The sequence below is a fragment of the Streptomyces griseoviridis genome, assembly GCF_005222485.1.
Lineage (GTDB): Bacteria > Actinomycetota > Actinomycetes > Streptomycetales > Streptomycetaceae > Streptomyces > Streptomyces hintoniae.
Genome location: NZ_CP029078.1, coordinates 1,300,022 through 1,318,969 on the forward strand (window position 1 = coordinate 1,300,022; position 18,948 = coordinate 1,318,969).

Annotated in this window: 1 protein-coding gene (running past one end of the window); it reads right to left on the reverse strand. The window is 74.0% G+C overall.

What is annotated here, in order from left to right:
- Positions 1-18,948: the 3' portion of a type I polyketide synthase gene (locus DDJ31_RS05205; protein ID WP_127181465.1), read on the reverse strand. 12,735 nt of this gene lie beyond the right edge of the window; the window shows 18,948 of its 31,683 coding nt (coding positions 12,736-31,683); its start codon lies beyond the right edge, outside the window; its stop codon occupies positions 1-3.

Sequence of the window (18,948 nt, forward strand, 5' to 3'; positions counted from 1 at the left end):
TCAGCGCCCCAGTTCGTTGTCGAGCATGTCGAACATGTCCTCGTCGGAGGCGGAGTCGAAGTCGAAGGACTCCTCCTCCGTCGCCCCGCCGTGCCCCGCGACGGCCTCGGCGCGCAGCGACTGCCACTTGCCGCGCAGTACTTCCAGCCGTCCCGCCACCTGGTCGAAGAGTTCCGCTCCGACCTCGACGCCGGTGAACGCCCGCTCCAGCCGGTCCAGTTCGGCGAGGACCGCCTCGGGCCCCTCGGTCGGCGCCGGGGCGACCTTGGCCCACAGGTGGGCGACGAGTTCGCTGGGCGTCGGGTAGTCGAACAGCAGGGTGGCCGGCAGCCGGACGCCGATCAGGGCGCCGAGCCGGTTGCGCAGCTCCACGGAGGTCAGCGAGTCGAAGCCGAGGTCCTGGAAGGCGCGGGTCGGTTCGACGTCGGCGAGTCCCGCGTGGCCGAGGACGGTCGCGATCTGGCCGCGGACCAGGTCGAGCAGGACCTCCTGGCCCTCGCCGGGGGTGAGCCCGGCGAGGCGCGCGGTGAGGTCGGCGGCCGCGGCGGCGCCCCCGGCCGTGGCGGTGCGCCGTCCGGTGACCCGGATCAGCGACCTGAACAGCGGCGGCACCTCGCCCCGCGCGCGCAGGGCGGCCAGGTCGAGCCGGGCCGGCATCAGCGCCGGGGCCCGCTCGCCCGCCCCGGTGACCGTGTCGAAGAGGGCGAGGCCCTGTTCGGGGGTCATCGGGGGCATGCCCGCCCGGGTCATCCGGGCGATGTCCGCCTCGGTCAGCTGCCCCGTCATGCCGCTGCCCCGGGTCCACGGACCCCAGGCGAGGGAGACGGCGGGCAGTCCGCGCTCGCGGCGGTGGCGGGCCAGCGCGTCGAGGAAGGCGTTGCCTGCCGCGTAGCCGGCCTGTCCGGCGCTGCCGAGGGTGCCGGCCACGGAGGAGAAGAGGACGAAGGCGTCGAGCGGGAGCCCGGCGGTCGCCTCGTGCAGGTGCCAGGCGGCGTCGGCCTTGGGCCGCAGGACGTCCGCGAGCCGTCCCGGGGTGAAGGAGTCGAGGACTCCGTCGTCCAGGACACCGGCCGCGTGGATCACGGCGCGCAGCGGACGGTCGGCGGGGACGTCCGCGAGCAGCGCGTCGACGGCCGTCCGGTCGCCGACGTCGCAGGCGGCGACGGTGACGTCGGCGCCCGACTCCCGCAGGGCGGCGACGAGTTCGCCGGCGCCCTCGGCGGCCGGGCCGCGCCTGCTGACCAGGAGCAGGCTGCGGACGCCGTGCTCGTCGGCCAGGTGGCGGGCGACGGTGGCGCCGAGGCCGCCGGTGCCGCCGGTGATCAGGACGGTGCCCCGCGGGTCCCAGACCGGGGACGCGGCGTCGGCGGGCGCGGTCGCCCCGGACTCGGTCGCCCCGGACTCGGTCGCTCCTGATCCGGTCGCCCCGGACCCGGTGGCCCCGGTCGTCGTGGCGCGGACCAGCCTCGGTACGAGCATCTGCCCCTCACGGAACGCGAGTTGCGGTTCGGCGGAGGCCGCCGCGGCCTGGAGGGCCTGCCGGACGTCGGCGTCGGACGCCAGGTCGAGGAGCGTGAACCGGTCGGGGTGCTCGGCCTGCGCGGCGCGCACCAGGCCCCAGACGGCGGCGGCCGCCGGGTCGGTGCCGTCGGTGGCGCCCCGGGTGACGACGGTCAGGCGGCCGGCGGCGAACCGCTCGTCGCCGAGCCACTCCTGAAGGGCCGTCAGCACCCTGGTGGTCGTGGAGCGGGCGGCTTCCGCCGTGTCCGTGCCGGTGCCGACCGGCAGCAGCACCACGGACGGCACCTCGACGAGGTCGGCGGACGCGGCGACCGTCCGCACGCCCAGGCCGGCGAGGTCGCCGGTTTCGCCGAGGAGCGCGGCGTCGGGCCCGATCACGGTGACCGAGGTGGCCGTGCCGTCGGCCGCCGGGTCCTGGGTGTCCTCGGCCGGCAGCCAGTCGAGGGTGAACAGGGAGTCGCGGTGGGCTCCTTCGCCCGCGCCGAGCTGCTCGGCGGAGATCGGCCGGGTCACCAGGGAGCCGACCTCGGCGACCGGGGTGCCCGACGGGTCCGCGACGGCGATGGCGAGGGTGCCGTCGTCGGCGCGGGAGAGCCGCAGCCGGACCGTGGAGGCGCCCACGGTGTGCACGGACACCCCGTTCCAGGAGAACGGCACGCTGCCACCGGACCCGCTGTCGCCGTCGCCGTCCCCGGCGAGGGCGGTGGCGTGCAGTCCGGCGTCGAACAGCGCGGGGTGCAGGGTGAACGCGCCGCCGTCGGTGCCGTCGGGCAGGGCGGCCTCGGCGAACACCTCGCCGTCCTTGCGCCAGGCGGCCCGCAGGCCCTGGAAGACCGGGCCGTAGACGAATCCGGCGTCCTCGAACCGCTCGTACAGTCCGTCGACGTCGAGGGGTTCGGCGTGCTCGGGCGGCCACACGGTGGCGTCGAAGCCGCCGCCGGGCGCGTCGGCGGGCCCGCTGGTGAGGGTGCCGTCGGCGTGCGAGGTCCAGGGCGCTGACGGGTCGTCAGCGGGCCGGGAGTGGATGGCGAGGGTGCGCAGGCCGGTGTCGTCGGGGGCGCCGACGCCGACCTGGATCTGGACGGTGCCGCGCTCGGGCAGGACCAGCGGCGCGGCGAGGGTGAGTTCCTCCACCCGGTCGCAGCCGAGGACGTTGCCCGCGTGCACGGCGAGTTCCAGCAGGGCGGTGCCGGGCACCAGGACGGCGCCCATCACCCGGTGGTCGCGGAGCCAGCCGTGGCTGCCCTGGGAGAGGCGTCCGGTGAAGAGGTGTCCTTCGGTGCCCGCGACCTCCACGGCGGCGCCGAGCAGCGGGTGGTCGGCGGACCCGAGGCCGGCGGCCTCGGCGCCCGCGCTCCGCGCCATCAGGTCCTCGGGCCAGAAGCGGCGCCGCTGGAAGGCGTAGGTGGGCAGGTCGGCGCGGCGGGCGCCGAGTCCGGCGAAGAACGCCGTCCAGTCGACGCGGACGCCGTGCCCGTGCAGGCGGGCGAGTGCGTCCACCAGCGCCTCGTCGCCGGGTCCTGTGCGGCGCTGCGCGGCGACCGTGACGGCGTCCTCGGGCAGCGACTCGCGGGCCATGGCGCAGGCGACACCGTCGGGGCCGAGTTCGAGGAACCGGGTGGCGCCCGCGGCGCGCAGGGTGGCGACGCCGTCGGCGAAGCGGACCGCCTCGCGGACGTGGCGCACCCAGTAGTCGGCGGAGCACAGTTCGTCGGCGCTCGCGGTGGCGCCGGTCAGGTTGGAGACGACGGGCAGCGTCGGCGGCTGCGGGGTGAGGCCGGCGACGACCTCGCGGAACTCCGCCAGCATCGGTTCCATCAGCGGGGAGTGGAAGGCGTGCGACACCCGCAGCGCGGTGGTGCGGCGGCCCTGGTCGCGCAGGATCGCGGTGATCTTCTCGACGTCCTCCGCGGTGCCCGACACCACCACGGACGTCGGTCCGTTGACGGCGGCGACGGAGACCCCGTCGGTGAGGTACGGCAGCACCTCGTCCTCGGTGGCCTGGACGGCGGCCATGGCGCCGCCCGCGGGCAGCGCCGCCATCAGCCGGCCGCGCGCGGCGACCAGGGCGCAGGCGTCGTCGAGGGAGAACACGCCGGCGACGTGCGCCGCGGTGATCTCGCCGATGGAGTGCCCGGCGACCAGGTCGGGGGTGACGCCCCAGGACGCGGTGAGCCGGTGCAGGGCGACACCGAGCGCGAACAGGGCGGCCTGGGCGTACCCGGTGTCGTCGAGGGCGGCTCGGTCGTCGCCCCACATCACCTCGCGCAGCGGGCGGTCCAGGTGGGCGTCGAGTCCGGCGCAGACCTCGTCGAACGCCTCGGCGAAGACCGGGAACCGCTCGTGCAGGTCGCGGCCCATGCCGAGCCGCTGGGAGCCCTGGCCGGGGAAGAGGAGCGCGAGCAGTCCCTCGCCGACCGTGGTGGTGGGTTCCTCGCCCCGGGCGACGGCGCCGAGCGCGGCGAGCAGGTCGTCGCGGTCCGAGCCGGTGACGGCGACCCGGTGTTCGAACGCGGCCCGGCCGGTGGCGAGCGCGCTCGCGACGTCCAGGGGGCGGGCCGCGCTGTCGTCGGTGAGCCAGCCGCGCAGCCGCTCGGCCTGGGCGCGCAGGGCGCCCTGGTCGCGGGCGGAGAGCAGCCACGGCACGACGGGCGCCGGGGCGCCGGGGGCGGGGGCCTGGCGGGCGGCGGGGGGTGCCTGTTCGACGATGATGTGCGCGTTGGTGCCGCTGATGCCGAACGAGGAGATGCCCGCCCGGCGCGGGCGTCCGCCGCCGGTCCAGGGGCGGGCCTCGGTGAGCAGTTCCACCGCGCCCGTGCTCCAGTCGACCTGGTCGCTCGGCGCGTCCACGTTGAGGGTGGCGGGCAGCAGTTCGTTGCGCAGCGCCATCACCATCTTGATGACTCCGGCGACGCCCGCGGCGGCCTGGGTGTGACCGATGTTCGACTTGATCGAGCCGAGCAGCAGCGGCCGTCCCGGCTCCCGGTCCTGGCCGTAGGTGGCGAGCAGGGCCTGCGCCTCGATCGGGTCACCCAGCGTGGTGCCGGTGCCGTGCGCCTCGACGGCGTCGACCTGGTCGGCGGCGAGCCGGGCGTTGGCGAGCGCCTGCCGGATGACGCGGCGCTGCGAGGGCCCGTTGGGCGCGGTGAGCCCGTTGCTGGCGCCGTCCTGGTTGACGGCGGAGCCGCGGACCACGGCCAGGACCTCGTGCCCGTTGCGTACGGCGTCGGAGAGCCGTTCGACGACGAGGAAGCCGGCGCCCTCGGAGAAGCCGGTGCCGTCGGCCGCGGCGGCGAACGACTTGCAGCGGCCGTCGGGGGCGAGGCCGCCCTGCCGCCCGAACTCGGCGAAGACGGCGGGCGTCGACAGCACGGTGACGCCGCCGGTGACCGCGAGGGAGCAGTCGCCCTGCCGCAGCGCCTGCACGGCGAGGTGCAGCGCGACCAGGGAGGAGGAGCAGGCGGTGTCCACGGAGACCGCGGGGCCCTCGAGGCCGAGCTTGTAGGAGACGCGCCCGGTGACGACGCTGCCGTTGCCGTCGCTGCCGGGGTAGTCGTGGTACATCACGCCGGCGAAGACGCCTGTCCTGCTGCCCTTGAGGGTGTGCGGGTCGATGCCGGCACGCTCCAGGGCCTCCCAGGACATCTCCAGGGCGAGGCGCTGCTGCGGGTCCATGCCGAGGGCCTCGCGGGGCGAGATGCCGAAGAACCCGGCGTCGAAGTCGGCCGCGCCGTCGAGGAAGCCGCCTTCCCTGGCGTAGAGGCCGTCGGGGTGCTTGGCCTCGGGGTCGCGCAGGATCGACAGGTCCCAGCCGCGGTCCTCGGGGAACGGCACGATCGCGTCGTCGCCTGTGGTGACGAGGCGCCACAGGTCCTCGGGGGAGGCGATGCCGCCCGGGTAGCGGCAGGCCATGCCGACGATGGCGATGGGTTCGTGGAGGGTCGCGGTGAGCCTGCGGTTGTCGCGGCGCAGCCGGGCGGTCTCGGCGCGCAGGGCGTCCGAGCCGGGCGCGGTGGCGTCGTCTGCCGCCGGTTCCGCGCCCTCCGGCTGGTCGTGGCCGTCCTCGTCGTCGAGGGTGGCCAGCAGGGCGTCCCGGTCGGTGCTCGTCAACTCGCCCGCCTCACCTGCGAGTTCGAGCAGGGTGTCCATGAGGCCGGCGTCCCGCAGGCGCCGGGTGGGGATGGCGGACAGGGCGCGGCGCACGCCGTCGTCCTCCCCGGTACCGGTGCCGTCGGCGCCCGCCGTCGGGTGGGCGGCGGCGAGTTCCTCCTCGATGACCTGCGTGACGGCGAGGGCGTTGGGGTGGTCGAAGACGAGGGTCGCCGGAAGCCGCAGCCCGGTCTGCGAGTTGAGGTGGTTGCGGAGTTCGGTGGCGGCCAGGGAGTCGAATCCCAGCTCCTGGAAGGCCCGTTCGGCGCCGATCGCCTCGGCGGAGCCGTGTCCGAGGACGGCCGCGACCTGCGACCGCACCAAGTGAAGCACCGCGCGGTGCCGTTCGGCCGCCGGGAGCGCCGCGAGCCGCGCCGCGGGCGAGGTCTCCTGGCCGGTTCCGGCGGTCGCGACGGCGGCGGTGGAGCGCCGTGCCGGTGCCAGACCGCGCAGCAGCGCCGGGGTCTCGTCGGTGCGGGTGCGCAGGGCAGCGGTGTCGACCCGCAGCGGGACGACGGTCGCCTCCACCCGGTCGAGCCCCGCCGCGAACAGCGCGAGACCCGCGTCGTACGAGAGCACCGGAAGCCCCTGCGACGCCATCCGCCGCCGGTCCACATCGGACAGGTACTGCCCAAGTCCCGCGCCGACGTCCCAGAACCCGAAGGCCATCGACGTCGCCACCAGACCCGACGCCCGACGGTGAGCCGCCAGAGCGTCGAGGAACACATTCGCCGCGGCGTAGTTGCCCTGCCCGGCCGTCAGCACCAGACCACCCGCCGACGAGAACAACACGAAGGCCGCGAGGTCGAGTTCGGCCGTCGCCTCGTGCAGCCACCACGCGGCATCCGCCTTCGGACCGAGCACCCCGTCGAACCGCTCGGGCGTGAGGGCGCCGATCAGTCCGTTGTCGCCGACCCCGGCCGCGTGGACGACCGCGAGCAGCCCGCGGTCCGCGACGAGGGAGCCCACCAGGGCGTCGAGCGCGTCACGGTCCGCCAGGTCACAGGCCACCACGTCGACGGTGGCACCCAACTCGGTGATGTCACGGACGAGTTCGTCGGCGCCGGGGGCGTCGAGCCCACGCCGCGAGGTGAGCACGAGATCACGGACCCCACGCTCGGCCACCAAGTACCGCGCCACGACGGCACCCAGACCACCGGTACCGCCCGTGATCAGCACGGCACCATCACCGTCGAGCGCCGGAACAGCGTCCGCGCCCTCCGCCAACCGGACCAGCCTCGGCACCAGCACAGCGCCGTCCCGCACCGCCACCTCGGACTCACCCGAGTCCACGGCGGCGACCGCCAGCTTCAGCGCGTCAGCTGAGTCGTCCAGGTCGGCGATAGCGAAGCGGCCCGGGTTCTCCGCCGAGGCGGCCCGCACCAGACCCCACACCGGGGCCTGCACCACATCACCGGCACCGTCCACCGGCATCGCGTCACGCGTCACGACCACCAGCCGCGACCCAGCGAACCGCTCCTCGGCCACCCACCGCCGCACCACATCGAGGACCTGGTCGAGCACCGACCGCACACCCACCGGCACCTCAACACCCGCCTCGGCCAGAGCAGTCAGCACCACCACACCCGGCACCTCACCGCCGGACTCCGCCACCTCGGACCAGTCGGCCCACACGGAGCCGCTGTCGCCCGAGGCGGCCACCGGCACCCACTCGGTGCCGTACAGCGCGCCCGATTCGGGGGACGCGGCACCGAGTTGGCCGGCGGAGACCGGGCGGCTCACCATGGAGCCGACGGTGAGGACGGGGGCGCCGGTGACGTCGGCGACGCGGATGTCCATGCCGCCGTCGTCGGCGGTGGCGATCCGGACGCGGACGGCGGAGGCGCCGACGGCGTGCAGGGTGACACGGTTCCAGGCGAACGGGATCACGGTCGTGCCGTCGGCGGAGTCGCCGCCGCTGCCGCTGTTGCTGTCGTTGAGGATGGCGGCGTGCATCGAGGCGTCCAGGAGCGCCGGGTGCAGACCGAACCGGCCCGCGTCGTCCGACGCGGACTCCGGGAGCGCCACCTCGGCGAACAGCTCGTCACCGCGACGCCAGGCGGCCCGCAGCCCCTGGAAGACAGGACCGTAGCCGTAACCCCGGTCACGGAACACGTCGTACGCGTCCGCCACCGGCAGCACCTCGGCACCCACTGGCGGCCACTCCACCAGCTCGGACCCGGCGGAGACGGCGGAGACGGCGGCCTCGGCGAGGAAGCCGGTGGCGTGGGTGGTCCAGTCCTGGTCGGTGCCTTCGGGGCGGGAGTAGACGGCGACCGTGCGGCGGTCGGCGGCGCGGGGTCCGACGATCACGCGGACCTGGACGCCGCCCCGCTCGGGCAGCACCAGCGGCCCGGCGAGGGTCAGTTCGTCGAGGGCCGCGCTGTCCACCGACTCGCCTGCCGCGAGCGCCAGTTCGACCAGGACGGCGCCGGGCAGCAGTACCCGCCCGAGGACCATGTGGTCGGCGAGCCACGGCTGTGCCTCCACCGAGAGCCGACCCGTCAGGACGACACCACCGGAGTCGGGCAGTGTCACGACCGCGCCGAGCAGCGGGTGGTCGGCCGCGTCGAGTCCGGCGCTGCCTGCCGCGGGGGCTCCGTCGGTCGCGGTGAGCCAGTAGCGCCCGCGCTGGAAGGCGTAGGTCGGCAGGTCGACGGCGCGGGCGCCGGTCCCGGCGAAGAAGCCGGACCAGTCGACGGCCGTTCCCGCGGTGTGGAGTTGGGCGACCGCGGTGAGCAGGGCGTCGTGCTCGGCGCGGCCCTTGCGGGCGGCCGGCACCAGCAGCACGCGGGTGCCGGCGTCGCCGTCCTGGTCGTCGTCGAGGCAGGTGCGGGCCATGCCGGTCAGGACCGCGTCGGGGCCGATCTCGACGCAGCGGTCCACACCCGCGGTGCGCAGTGCGTGGACGCCGTCGGCGAAGCGGACGGCGGCGCGGACGTGGTCGACCCAGTAGTCGGCGGTGGTGAGTTCGCCGCCGCGCGCGACCCGGCCGGTCACGTTCGAGACGACGGGCAGCCGCGGTTCACGGTAGGAGAGCCGCAGCGCGACCTCACGGAACTCCGCCAGCATCGGTTCCATCAGCGGGGAGTGGAAGGCGTGCGAGACCCGCAGCCTGCTGACCCGCCTGCCCTGCTCGCGGAAGACGTCCGCGACCGACTCGACGCTCTCCTCGACGCCCGAGACCACTACCGAGGCAGGCCCGTTGACGGCCGCGATCGACACGTCGTCCACGGACTCCAGGTACGGGAGCACCTCCGCCTCGGTCGCCTCGATCGCCGTCATCGCGCCCCCGGCGGGCAGCGCCTGCATCAGGCGGCCACGGGCGGCGACCAGAGCGCAGGCGTCCGCGAGGGAGAACACCCCGGCCACGTGGGCGGCGGCGATCTCACCGATGGAGTGTCCCGCCACCAGGTCGGGGGCGACGCCCCAGGAGCCGAGCAGCCGGTGGAGGGCCACCTCGAAGGCGAAGAGGCCGGCCTGCGCGTACGCGGTGCCGTCGAGGACGGTCGCGTCTTCGCCCCACACCACCTCGCGCAGCGGCCGGTCGAGGTGTTCGTCGAGAGCCGCGCACACCGCGTCGAACGCCTCGGCGAACACCGGGTGGTTGTCGTGCAGTTCGCGGCCCATGCCGAGCCGTTGCGAGCCCTGGCCGGTGAAGAGGAACGCGGTGGTGCCGACGGAGCGTGCGGTGCCCGTCAGCACGGCTGGCGTCTCCTCGCCCGCTGCCAAGGACCGCAGGTTGGCGAGCAGTTCGGCGCGATCGGCGCCGAGCACGGTGGCCCGGGACTCCAGCGGGGTGCGGGACGTGGCCAGCGAGTGGGCGACGTCCAGGGGGAGTTCGTCGGGCCGCTCCTCCAGGTGCGAGACCAGCCGGGCTGCCTGGGCGCGCAGTGCCTCGGGGGTGGCGCCGCTGACGGTCCACGGCAGGAGCGCGGGAGCGCGGGTGCCCTCGTCGGCCGGGGTGCGCGGTTCGCCGGCGGTCGGGGCGGGGCCCTGTTCCAGGACGACGTGCGCGTTGGTGCCGCTGAGGCCGAACGCGGAGACGCTCGCCCGGCGCGGCCGTCCCGTGACCGGCCACGGCCGTTCCTCGGTGACCAGTTCGGCGCTGCCCTCGGACCAGTCGACGTGCGGCGACGGGCGGTCGACGTGCAGGGTGCGCGGCACCGTGCCGTGCTCCATCGCCATGACCATCTTGATGACGCCCGCGACACCGGCGGCGGCCTGCGCGTGCCCGATGTTCGACTTGATCGAGCCGAGCAGCAGCGGCCGTCCCGGCTCCCGGTCCTGGCCGTAGGTGGCGAGCAGGGCCTGTGCCTCGATCGGATCGCCGAGCGTGGTGCCGGTGCCGTGCGCCTCGACGACGTCGACCTCGGCGGCGGCGAGCCCGGCGCCCTGGAGCGCCTGGCGGATCACCCGCTGCTGGGAGGGGCCGTTGGGCGCGGTGAAGCCGTTGGACGCGCCGTCCTGGTTGACGGCCGTGCCCTTGACGACGGCGAGCACCCGGTGCCCGTTGCGTACGGCGTCCGACAGCCGCTCGACGAGGAGCACGCCAACGCCCTCGGACCAGCCGACGCCGTCCGCCGCACCCGCGAACGCCTTGCAGCGGCCGTCGACCGACAGGCCGCGCTGGCGGCTGAACTCGACGAACATGCCGGGCGTCGACATCACGGTGGCGCCGCCCGCGACGGCGAGCGAGCACTCGCCCGACCGCAGGGCCTGCACCGCGAGGTGCAGCGCCACCAGGGAGGAGGAGCAGGCCGTGTCGACGGTGACGGCCGGGCCCTCCCAGCCGTAGGTGTAGGAGAGCCGGCCGGAGACGACGCTGCCGCCGGCGGTGCCGGAGGGCGAGACGTTCAGCGCGTAGTCGTGGTACATCACGCCGGCGAAGACGCCGGTCCTGCTGCCCCTGAGCGTGGCCGGGTCGATGCCCGCCCGCTCCAGGGCCTCCCACGAGGTCTCCAGCAGCATGCGCTGCTGCGGGTCCATGTACAGGGCCTCGCGGGGCGAGATCCCGAAGAACCCGGGGTCGAACTGGGCCGCGTCGTGCAGGAAGCTGCCGCGCCGCGTGTAGCTCTTGCCCTCCTTGCCCGGCTCCGGGTCGTAGAGGCCCTCGATGTCCCAACCTCGGTCGCCCGGCAGGTCGGTGACGGTGTCGACGCCGTCCATGACCAGGCGCCACAGCTCCTCGGGTGTGGTCACCCCGCCCGGGTAGCGGCAGGCCATGCCGACGATGGCGATGGGCTCGTCGTCGACGCGGCTCTCCCGGCCGCCACCGACCGGTTCGGCCGGCCGGGTGCTCTCACCGCCGAGCCTGGAGGTGATGTGCTCGGTGACGGCGAGGGCGTTGGGGTGGTCGAAGACGAGGGTCGCGGGGAGCCGCAGCCCGGTGAGGGAGTTGAGGTGGTTGCGGAGTTCGGTGGCGGCCAGGGAGTCGAATCCCAGCTCCTGGAAGGCCCGTTCGGCACCGATCGCCTCGGCGGAGCCGTGTCCGAGGACGGCCGCGACCTGCGACCGCACCAAGTGAAGCACCGCACGGTGCCGTTCGGCCGCCGGGAGCGCCGCGAGCCGCGCCGCGGGCGAACCGTCGAGCGCCGACCCCGCCGTGACGACGGCGGCGGCTGCCCGGCGCGCGGGAGCGAGGGACCTCAGCAGCGCCGGGGTCTCGTCGGTGCGGGTCCGCAGGGCGGCGGTGTCGACCCGCAGCGGGACGACGGTCGCCTCCACGCGGTCGAGCCCCGCCGCGAACAGCGCGAGACCCGCGTCGTGCGAGAGCACCGGAAGACCCTGCGACGCCATCCGCCGCCGGTCCACATCGGACAGGTACTGCCCAAGTCCCGCGCCGACGTCCCAGAACCCGAAGGCCATCGACGTCGCCACAAGACCCGAAGCCCGACGGTGAGCCGCCAGAGCGTCGAGGAACACATTCGCCGCAGCGTAGTTGCCCTGCCCGGCCGTCAGCACCAGACCACCAGCCGACGAGAACAACACGAAGGCCGCGAGGTCGAGTTCGGCCGTCGCCTCGTGCAGCCACCACGCGGCATCCGCCTTCGGACCGAGCACCCCGTCGAACCGCTCGGAGGACAGCGAGTCGATCAGCCCGCCGTCCCCGACGCCGGCCGCGTGCACCACGGCGAGCAGTCCACGCCCGGACACCAGCGAACCCACCAGGCCGCGCACGGCACCGCGGTCGGAGACATCGCAGGCGAGCACCTCGACGGACGCGCCCAACTCAGCGAGATCGCGGACGAGTTCGTCGGCGCCGGGGGCGTCAAGGCCACGCCGCGAGGTGAGCACCAGGTCACGGACCCCACGCTCAGCCACCAAGTACCGCGCCACGACGGCACCCAGACCACCGGTACCACCCGTGATCAGCACAGCACCATCACCGTCGAGCGCCGGAACAGACTCCGCGCCCTCCGCCAACCGGACCAGCCTCGGCACCAGCACAGCGCCGTCCCGCACCACGACCTCGGACTCACCCGAGTCCACAGCGGCGACCGCACGGTCCGTGGCGTCGGCCGAATCATCCAGATCGGCGACGGCGAAGCGGCCCGGGTTCTCCGCCGAAGCGGCCCGCACCAGACCCCACACCGGGGCCTGCACCACATCACCGGCACCGTCCACCGGCATCGCGTCACGCGTCACAACCACCAGCCGCGACCCCGCGAACCGCTCCTCGGCCACCCACCGCTTCACCACATCGAGGACCTGGCCGAGCACCGACCGCACACCCACCGGCACCTCAACACCCGCCTCGGCCACGGCAGTCAGCACCACCACACCCGGCACCTCACCGCCGGACTCCGCCACCTCGGACCAGTCGGCCCACACGGAGTCACTGGCACCCGTGGTGGCCGCAGCCACCCACTCGGTGCCGTACAGCGCGCCGCCGGACGCGGCACCGAGCTGCTCGGCGGAGACCGGGCGGCTGGCGAGGGAACCGACGGTCATGACCGGAGCGCCGGTGATGTCGGCGATGGAGAGGGAGACGGCCTGGCCGTCCAGCTTTTCGATGCGGACGCGGATGGCGGCGGCGCCGACGGCGTGCAGGGAGACGTCGTTCCAGGCGAAGGGGACGACGGTGTCGCCGCTGCCCTCGCCCTCGTCGTCGTTGAGTATTCCGGCGTGCATCGATCCGTCGAGGAGCGCCGGGTGCAGACCGAACCGGCCCGCGTCCCGCGTCTCGGACTCCGGGAGCGCCACTTCGGCGAGCAGCTCGTCACCGCGACGCCAGGCGGCCCGCAGCCCCTGGAAGACAGGACCGTAGCCGTAACCCCGGTCACGGAACACGTCGTACGCGTCCGCCACCGGCAACACCTCGGCACCCACCGGCGGCCACTCCGCCAACTCGAACCCAGCGGAGACGGCGGCCTCGGCGAGGAAGCCGGAGGCGTGGGTGGTCCATGGCGCGTCCGCTTCGCCTTCGGCGCGGGAGTAGATCGCGACGGTCCGGCGCTCGTCGATCAACGGACCCGCGACGACCCGCACTTGGAGGCCACTGTCCTCGGGGAGCACCAGCGGTGCCGCCAGGGTCAGTTCCTCGACGGTGGCGCAGCCCGCGGCGTCGGCGGCGGCGAGGGCGAGTTCCACCAGGCCGGTGCCGGGCAGCAGCACACGGCCCAGGACGACGTGGTCGGCGAGCCACGGCTGTGCCTCCACCGAGAGCCGACCCGTCAGGACGACACCACCGGAGTCGGGCAGTGTCACGACCGCGCCGAGCAGCGGGTGGTCCGCCGCGTCGACACCGGCCGACCTCGGGTCGGCCGTGACCGCGACGGTGGCCTCGGGCCAGTAGCGGCTGCGCTGGAAGGCGTACGTCGGCAGGTCGACGGCGCGAGCGCCGGCGCCGGCGAAGAAGCCGGCCCAGTCGACGGTGACACCTGTGGTGTGAAGTCGGCCGAGGGCGGCGAGGGCGGTGTTCCGCTCGTCGCGGTCCTTGCGCAGGAGCGGTACGAAGACGGCGTCGGCCGCGTCGTCCGCACTGGCCCGCGCCATCCCGCTCAGGACACCGTCGGGGCCCAGCTCCACGAACCGGGACACACCCTCCGACAGGAGCGCCCGGACACCGTCACCGAAACGCACCGCCTCACGGACATGCCTCACCCAGTAGGCGGGAGTGGCCAGTTCACCGGACTCGGCGAGCCGCCCGGTCACGTTCGACACGACCGGCAGACGGGGCTCCGAGAACGCCAGCCCCTCGACCACCTCACGGAACGCGTCGAGCATCGGCTCCATCAACGGCGAGTGGAAGGCGTGCGAGACCCGTAGCCTGCTGACCCGGCGACCCTGCTCGCGGAAGACCTCCGCGACCGACTCGACCTCCGCCTCAACGCCCGAAACCACCACGGACGTCGGCCCGTTGACGGCTGCGACCGACACACCCTCCACGGACTCCAGGTACGGAAGCACCTCCGCCTCGGTCGCCTCGATCGCCGTCATCGCGCCCCCGGCGGGCAGCGCCTGCATCAGACGACCACGGGCGGCGACCAGAGCGCAGGCGTCCGGGAGGGAGAACACCCCGGCCACATGCGCGGCGGCGACCTCGCCGATGGAGTGGCCAGCCACGAACTCAGGCCGCACGCCCCACGATTCGACCAGCCGGAACAACGCCACCTCGACCGCGAACAGCCCGGCCTGCGCGAACGCCGTCCCGTTGAGAACCGACTCGTCCTCACCCCAGACGACGTCACGCAGCGGACGCTCAAGGTGCGCGTCCAGACCCGCGCACACCCCGTCGAACGCCTCGGCGAACACAGGGAAGTTGTCGTACAGACCACGGCCCATGCCGAGCCGTTGCGAGCCCTGGCCCGAGAAGAGGAACGCGGTGCGACCAGCGCCGGCCGTGCCCTCCACGACTGCGGCGTCCGACTCGCCGGCCGCCAGCGCTGCGAGCGCTTCGAGCGCCGTCGACTGATCGTCGGCCAGGACCACCGCACGGTGGTCGAACACCGACCGCCGGGTCGCCAGCGAGAACGCCACATCCAGCGCGGAATCCGCCGAACCCCCGGACAGGAACTCCGCGAGCCGTCCGGCCTGCGCCCGCAGCGCCTCCTCCGACCGGCCCGAAAGCAGCCACGGGACGACCCCCGAAACGACCGGAGCCGCTTCCTCGACACTCTGCGGCTCGGGCTGCTCCAGGATCACGTGAGCGTTGGTCCCGCTGATACCGAACGACGACACACCCGCCCGGCGCGGACGCTCCTCCCCCGGCCACTCTCGCTCACCGGTGAGGAGTTCCACGGCACCCGCCGACCAGTCGACGTGCGAGCTGGGCGCGTCCACGTGCAGGGTGCGCGGCAGCACACCGTGCCGCATCGCCATCACCATCTTGATGACACCCGCCACACCGGCAGCGGCCTGCGTGTGACCGATGTTGGACTTGATCGACCCGAGCAGCAACGGCCTTTCCCCGTCGCGGCCTTGGCCGTAGGTGGCGAGAAGCGCCTGCGCCTCGATCGGGTCACCCAGCGTCGTACCCGTACCGTGCGCCTCGACGACATCGACCTCCGACGCGGACAGGCCACCACTGGCCAGCGCCTGCCGGATCACCCGCTGCTGCGACGGCCCGTTCGGCGCCGTCAGACCGTTCGACGCGCCGTCCTGGTTCACCGCCGAACCCCGCACCACCGCCAACACCCGGTGACCGTTAAGCCGGGCGTCCGACAGCCGCTCAAGGACGACCATGCCGACGCCCTCGGACCAGCCGGCGCCGTCCGCGGAGTCGGAGAACGCCTTGCAGCGGCTGTCCGGGGAGAGGGCGCCCTGGCGGGAGAACTCGACGAAGGCGGTGGGAGTGGCCATCACGGTCACGCCACCGGCCACCGCGAGCGAGCACTCGCCCGAACGCAGCGACTGCGCCGCCCAGTGCATGGCGACGAGAGACGACGAGCACGCCGTGTCCACCGTCACCGCAGGGCCCTCGAAACCGAACGTGTAGGAGACCCGGCCGGACGCGATGCTGCCCGCGCTGCCGTTGCCCCGGTACCCCTCGTACTGGTCGTCGGTGAGGATGCTGCCGTAGTCGTTGTACATGACGCCCGCGAAGACACCGGTCTGGCTGCCGCGCAGGGCCGCCGGGTCGATGCCGGAGCGCTCGATCGCCTCCCACGTCGTTTCGAGCAGCAGCCGCTGCTGGGCGTCGGTCGCGACCGCCTCACGCGGGCTCATGCCGAAGAACTCAGGGTCGAACTCCCCCGCGTCGTGCAGGAATCCACCCGAGCGCGTGTAGGTCGTGCCGGGCACGCCTCGGTCCGGGTTGTAGAGCGCGTCCACGTCCCAGCCGCGATCCGCCGGGAACTCCGAGACCGCGTCCACCCCTTCGGACACGAGCCGCCACAGGTCCTCGGGCGAGGTCACTCCGCCCGGGTAGCGGCAGGCCATGCCGACGATGACGATCGGGTCGTCCGTCACAGACGGCAGCGCCGACACCGGGATCACGGTCTCGGCCTCGGTGCCGAGGACACTGTCCAGGAGGTGACCTGCGAGGAGTTCGGCGGTCGGGTAGTCGAAGACGACGGTGGCGGGCAGCCGCAGACCTGTCGACTTGCCGAGCCGGTTGCGCAGTTCGACCGCCGTCAGCGAATCGAAACCGAGATCCTGGAAGGCACGGTTCGGGTTGACGGTCTGGGCACCGGAGTGACCGAGGACGACCGCGATCTGGCCGCGCACCAGGTCGAGCATGGTCTCGCGGCGCTCGGTCTCACCGAGCCCTGAGAGTCGGGCGGCCAGGCCGGTCGCCGTGGCGGAGCCCGCTGCGGCGGCGGTGCGACGGACCGGCGTCCTGATCAGGCCGCTGAGCAGGGGCGGTACCTCGCCCTTGGCCCGCAGGGCGGGGAAGTCCAGGCGGACGGGCAGGACGACGGGTGCGCCGGAGGCGAGGGCCGCGTCGAACAACGCGACGCCCTCCTCCGCCGTGACCGCCGGAAGACCGGACCGCGCGATCCGGCGCCGGTCCGTCTCCGACAGGCCCTCCGTCATCCCCGCGTCCTGCGCCCACGGACCCCACACCAACGACACCGCCGGCAGTCCCAGACCACGCCGATGCGCCACCAATGCGTCCAGGAACACATTCCCCGCCGCATACGCACCCTGACCCGCACTACCGAACGCCCCCGCCACCGACGAGAACACCACAAACGCGTCAAGACCGCGTCCCTCGGTCGCCCGGTGCAGGTTCCACGCCGCATCCACCTTCGGACGCAGCACCTTCCCAAGACGCTCCGGAGTCAAGGACTCGACCATGCCGTCATCGAGAACACCCGCCGAGTGCACGACCGCCCGCACCTCGTACCGGGACACCAACTCGGCCACGGCGTCGGCGTCCGCGACATCACACGCCTCCACCGACACCCGCGCACCGGACTCCGACAGCTCCGCGACCAACTCGGCCACACCATCGGCGGCCGAGCCGGAACGGCTCACCAACAGCACATCCCGCACACCACGTTCAGCCACCAGATGCCGGGCCACGATCCGACCCAGACCACCCGTACCGCCGGTGACCAGCACGGTCCCGTCCTCGCGGTCCCACCTCGGGCCCGCGTCCTCACCCGCGACCACCCTGACGAGACGCGGCACCCGCACCCCGCCCACACCCACGGACATCTCCGGCTCCCCCGTGGCGACAGCAGCCGCCACCAGACCAGCGTCCGAACCCTCCGCCAGGTCCAACAAGGCAAATCGACCCGGGTGTTCGGAGATCGCCGAACGCACCAGACCCCACACCGCGGCCCCGGACAGCTCACTCCCGTCCACCGCACCCGACGACACGAACACCAGACGCGAATCCGCCAACCGCTCCTCAGCCAGCCACGAACGCACCAGCTCCAGCGCCCAGTCGGCGGAACGGTGCACATCGGCCGGCACGTCGGTGCCGTCGCTGTCGGGGACGCCCACGAGGACCGTCTCCGGGATCTCGCCGACCGCGGCCAGCGCTTCGAGGTGCTCGTACCGCTCACCCGGCAGGTCGGAGAGGCCGGCGCCCAACAGCGCGAACGGGCGTGGCTCGGCTGCGGCGGCCGGGACCCAGTCGATCTCGAACAGCGCGTCGCGGACCGGCGAGTTGAGCTCTCCCGTGGTCAGCGGGCGCACGGTCAGGGCGTGCACGGAGGCGACGGGTTCCCCGGCGGGGTCGGCCAGTTCGAGGGCCATGGTGCCGTCGGCGTTGCGGGTGAGCCTGACCCGCAGGGCGGTGGCGCCGGACGCGTGGAGGCCGACTCCCGCCCAGGAGAACGGGACTCCGCCACGGCCGTCGTCGTCGATCGCGAAGGCGTGCAGCGCGGCGTCGAAGAGGGCGGGGTGCAGGCCGTAGGCGGCGCCGTCCGTGTCGTCTTCGAGGGTGACCTCGGCGAAGAGGGTGTCGCCCTGCCGCCAGGCGGCGCGCAGTCCGCGGAAGGCGGGGCCGTAGGCGAAGCCGGCTTCGGCGAGCCGGTCGTAGCAGTCCGTGACGTCGATCGGGGTGGCGTCGCGCGGCGGCCAGACCGTGGCGTCGAAGTCCGTGGGCGTGATGGTGTCGGGGGCCAGGGCGCCGGTCGCGTGGACGGTCCACGGGGTGTGGGTGTCGTCGGCCTCGGCGCGGGCGTGCACGCCGAGGGTGCGGCGGCCGTCCTCGTCCGGGGTGCTCACGCGTACCTGGACCTGGACTCCGCCGCGTTCGGGCAGCACCAGGGGTGCGGAGAGGGTGAGTTCCTCGACGGCGGCGCAGCCCACCTCGTCGGCGGCGCGGACGGCCATCTCCAACAGGGCCGTGCCTGGCACCAGGACGGCACCCTGCACGACGTGGTCGGCGAGCCACGGCCGGGACTGCGCCGACAGCCGTCCGGTCATCACCAGGCCGTCGTCACCGGCGAGTTCGACGGCGGCGCCGAGCAACGGGTGGCCGGCGGAGCCGAGTCCGGCGAAGCGGACGTCTCCCGGTCGGGTCGAGGTGACGGCGGGCCAGTAGCGCTCGCGCTGGAAGGCGTAGGTCGGCAGGTCGACGGCGCGGGCTCCGGTGCCGGCGAAGAAGTCGGCCCACCGGACGGTGACGCCCTCGGTGTGCAGCCGGGCGAGCGCGGTCAGCGCGCTGGTCTCCTCGGCGCGGCCCTTGCGCAGCAGCGGCACGAAGACGGTGGCGGGATCGTCGCCGACGCTGTCGCGGGCCATGGCGCTCAACACGCCGTCGGGGCCCAGCTCGACGAACCGGGTCACGCCGTGTTCCGCGAGGGCGCGGACACCGTCGTCGAAGCGGACCGCCTCGCGGACGTGGGTCACCCAGTACTCGGGTTCCTCCACCTG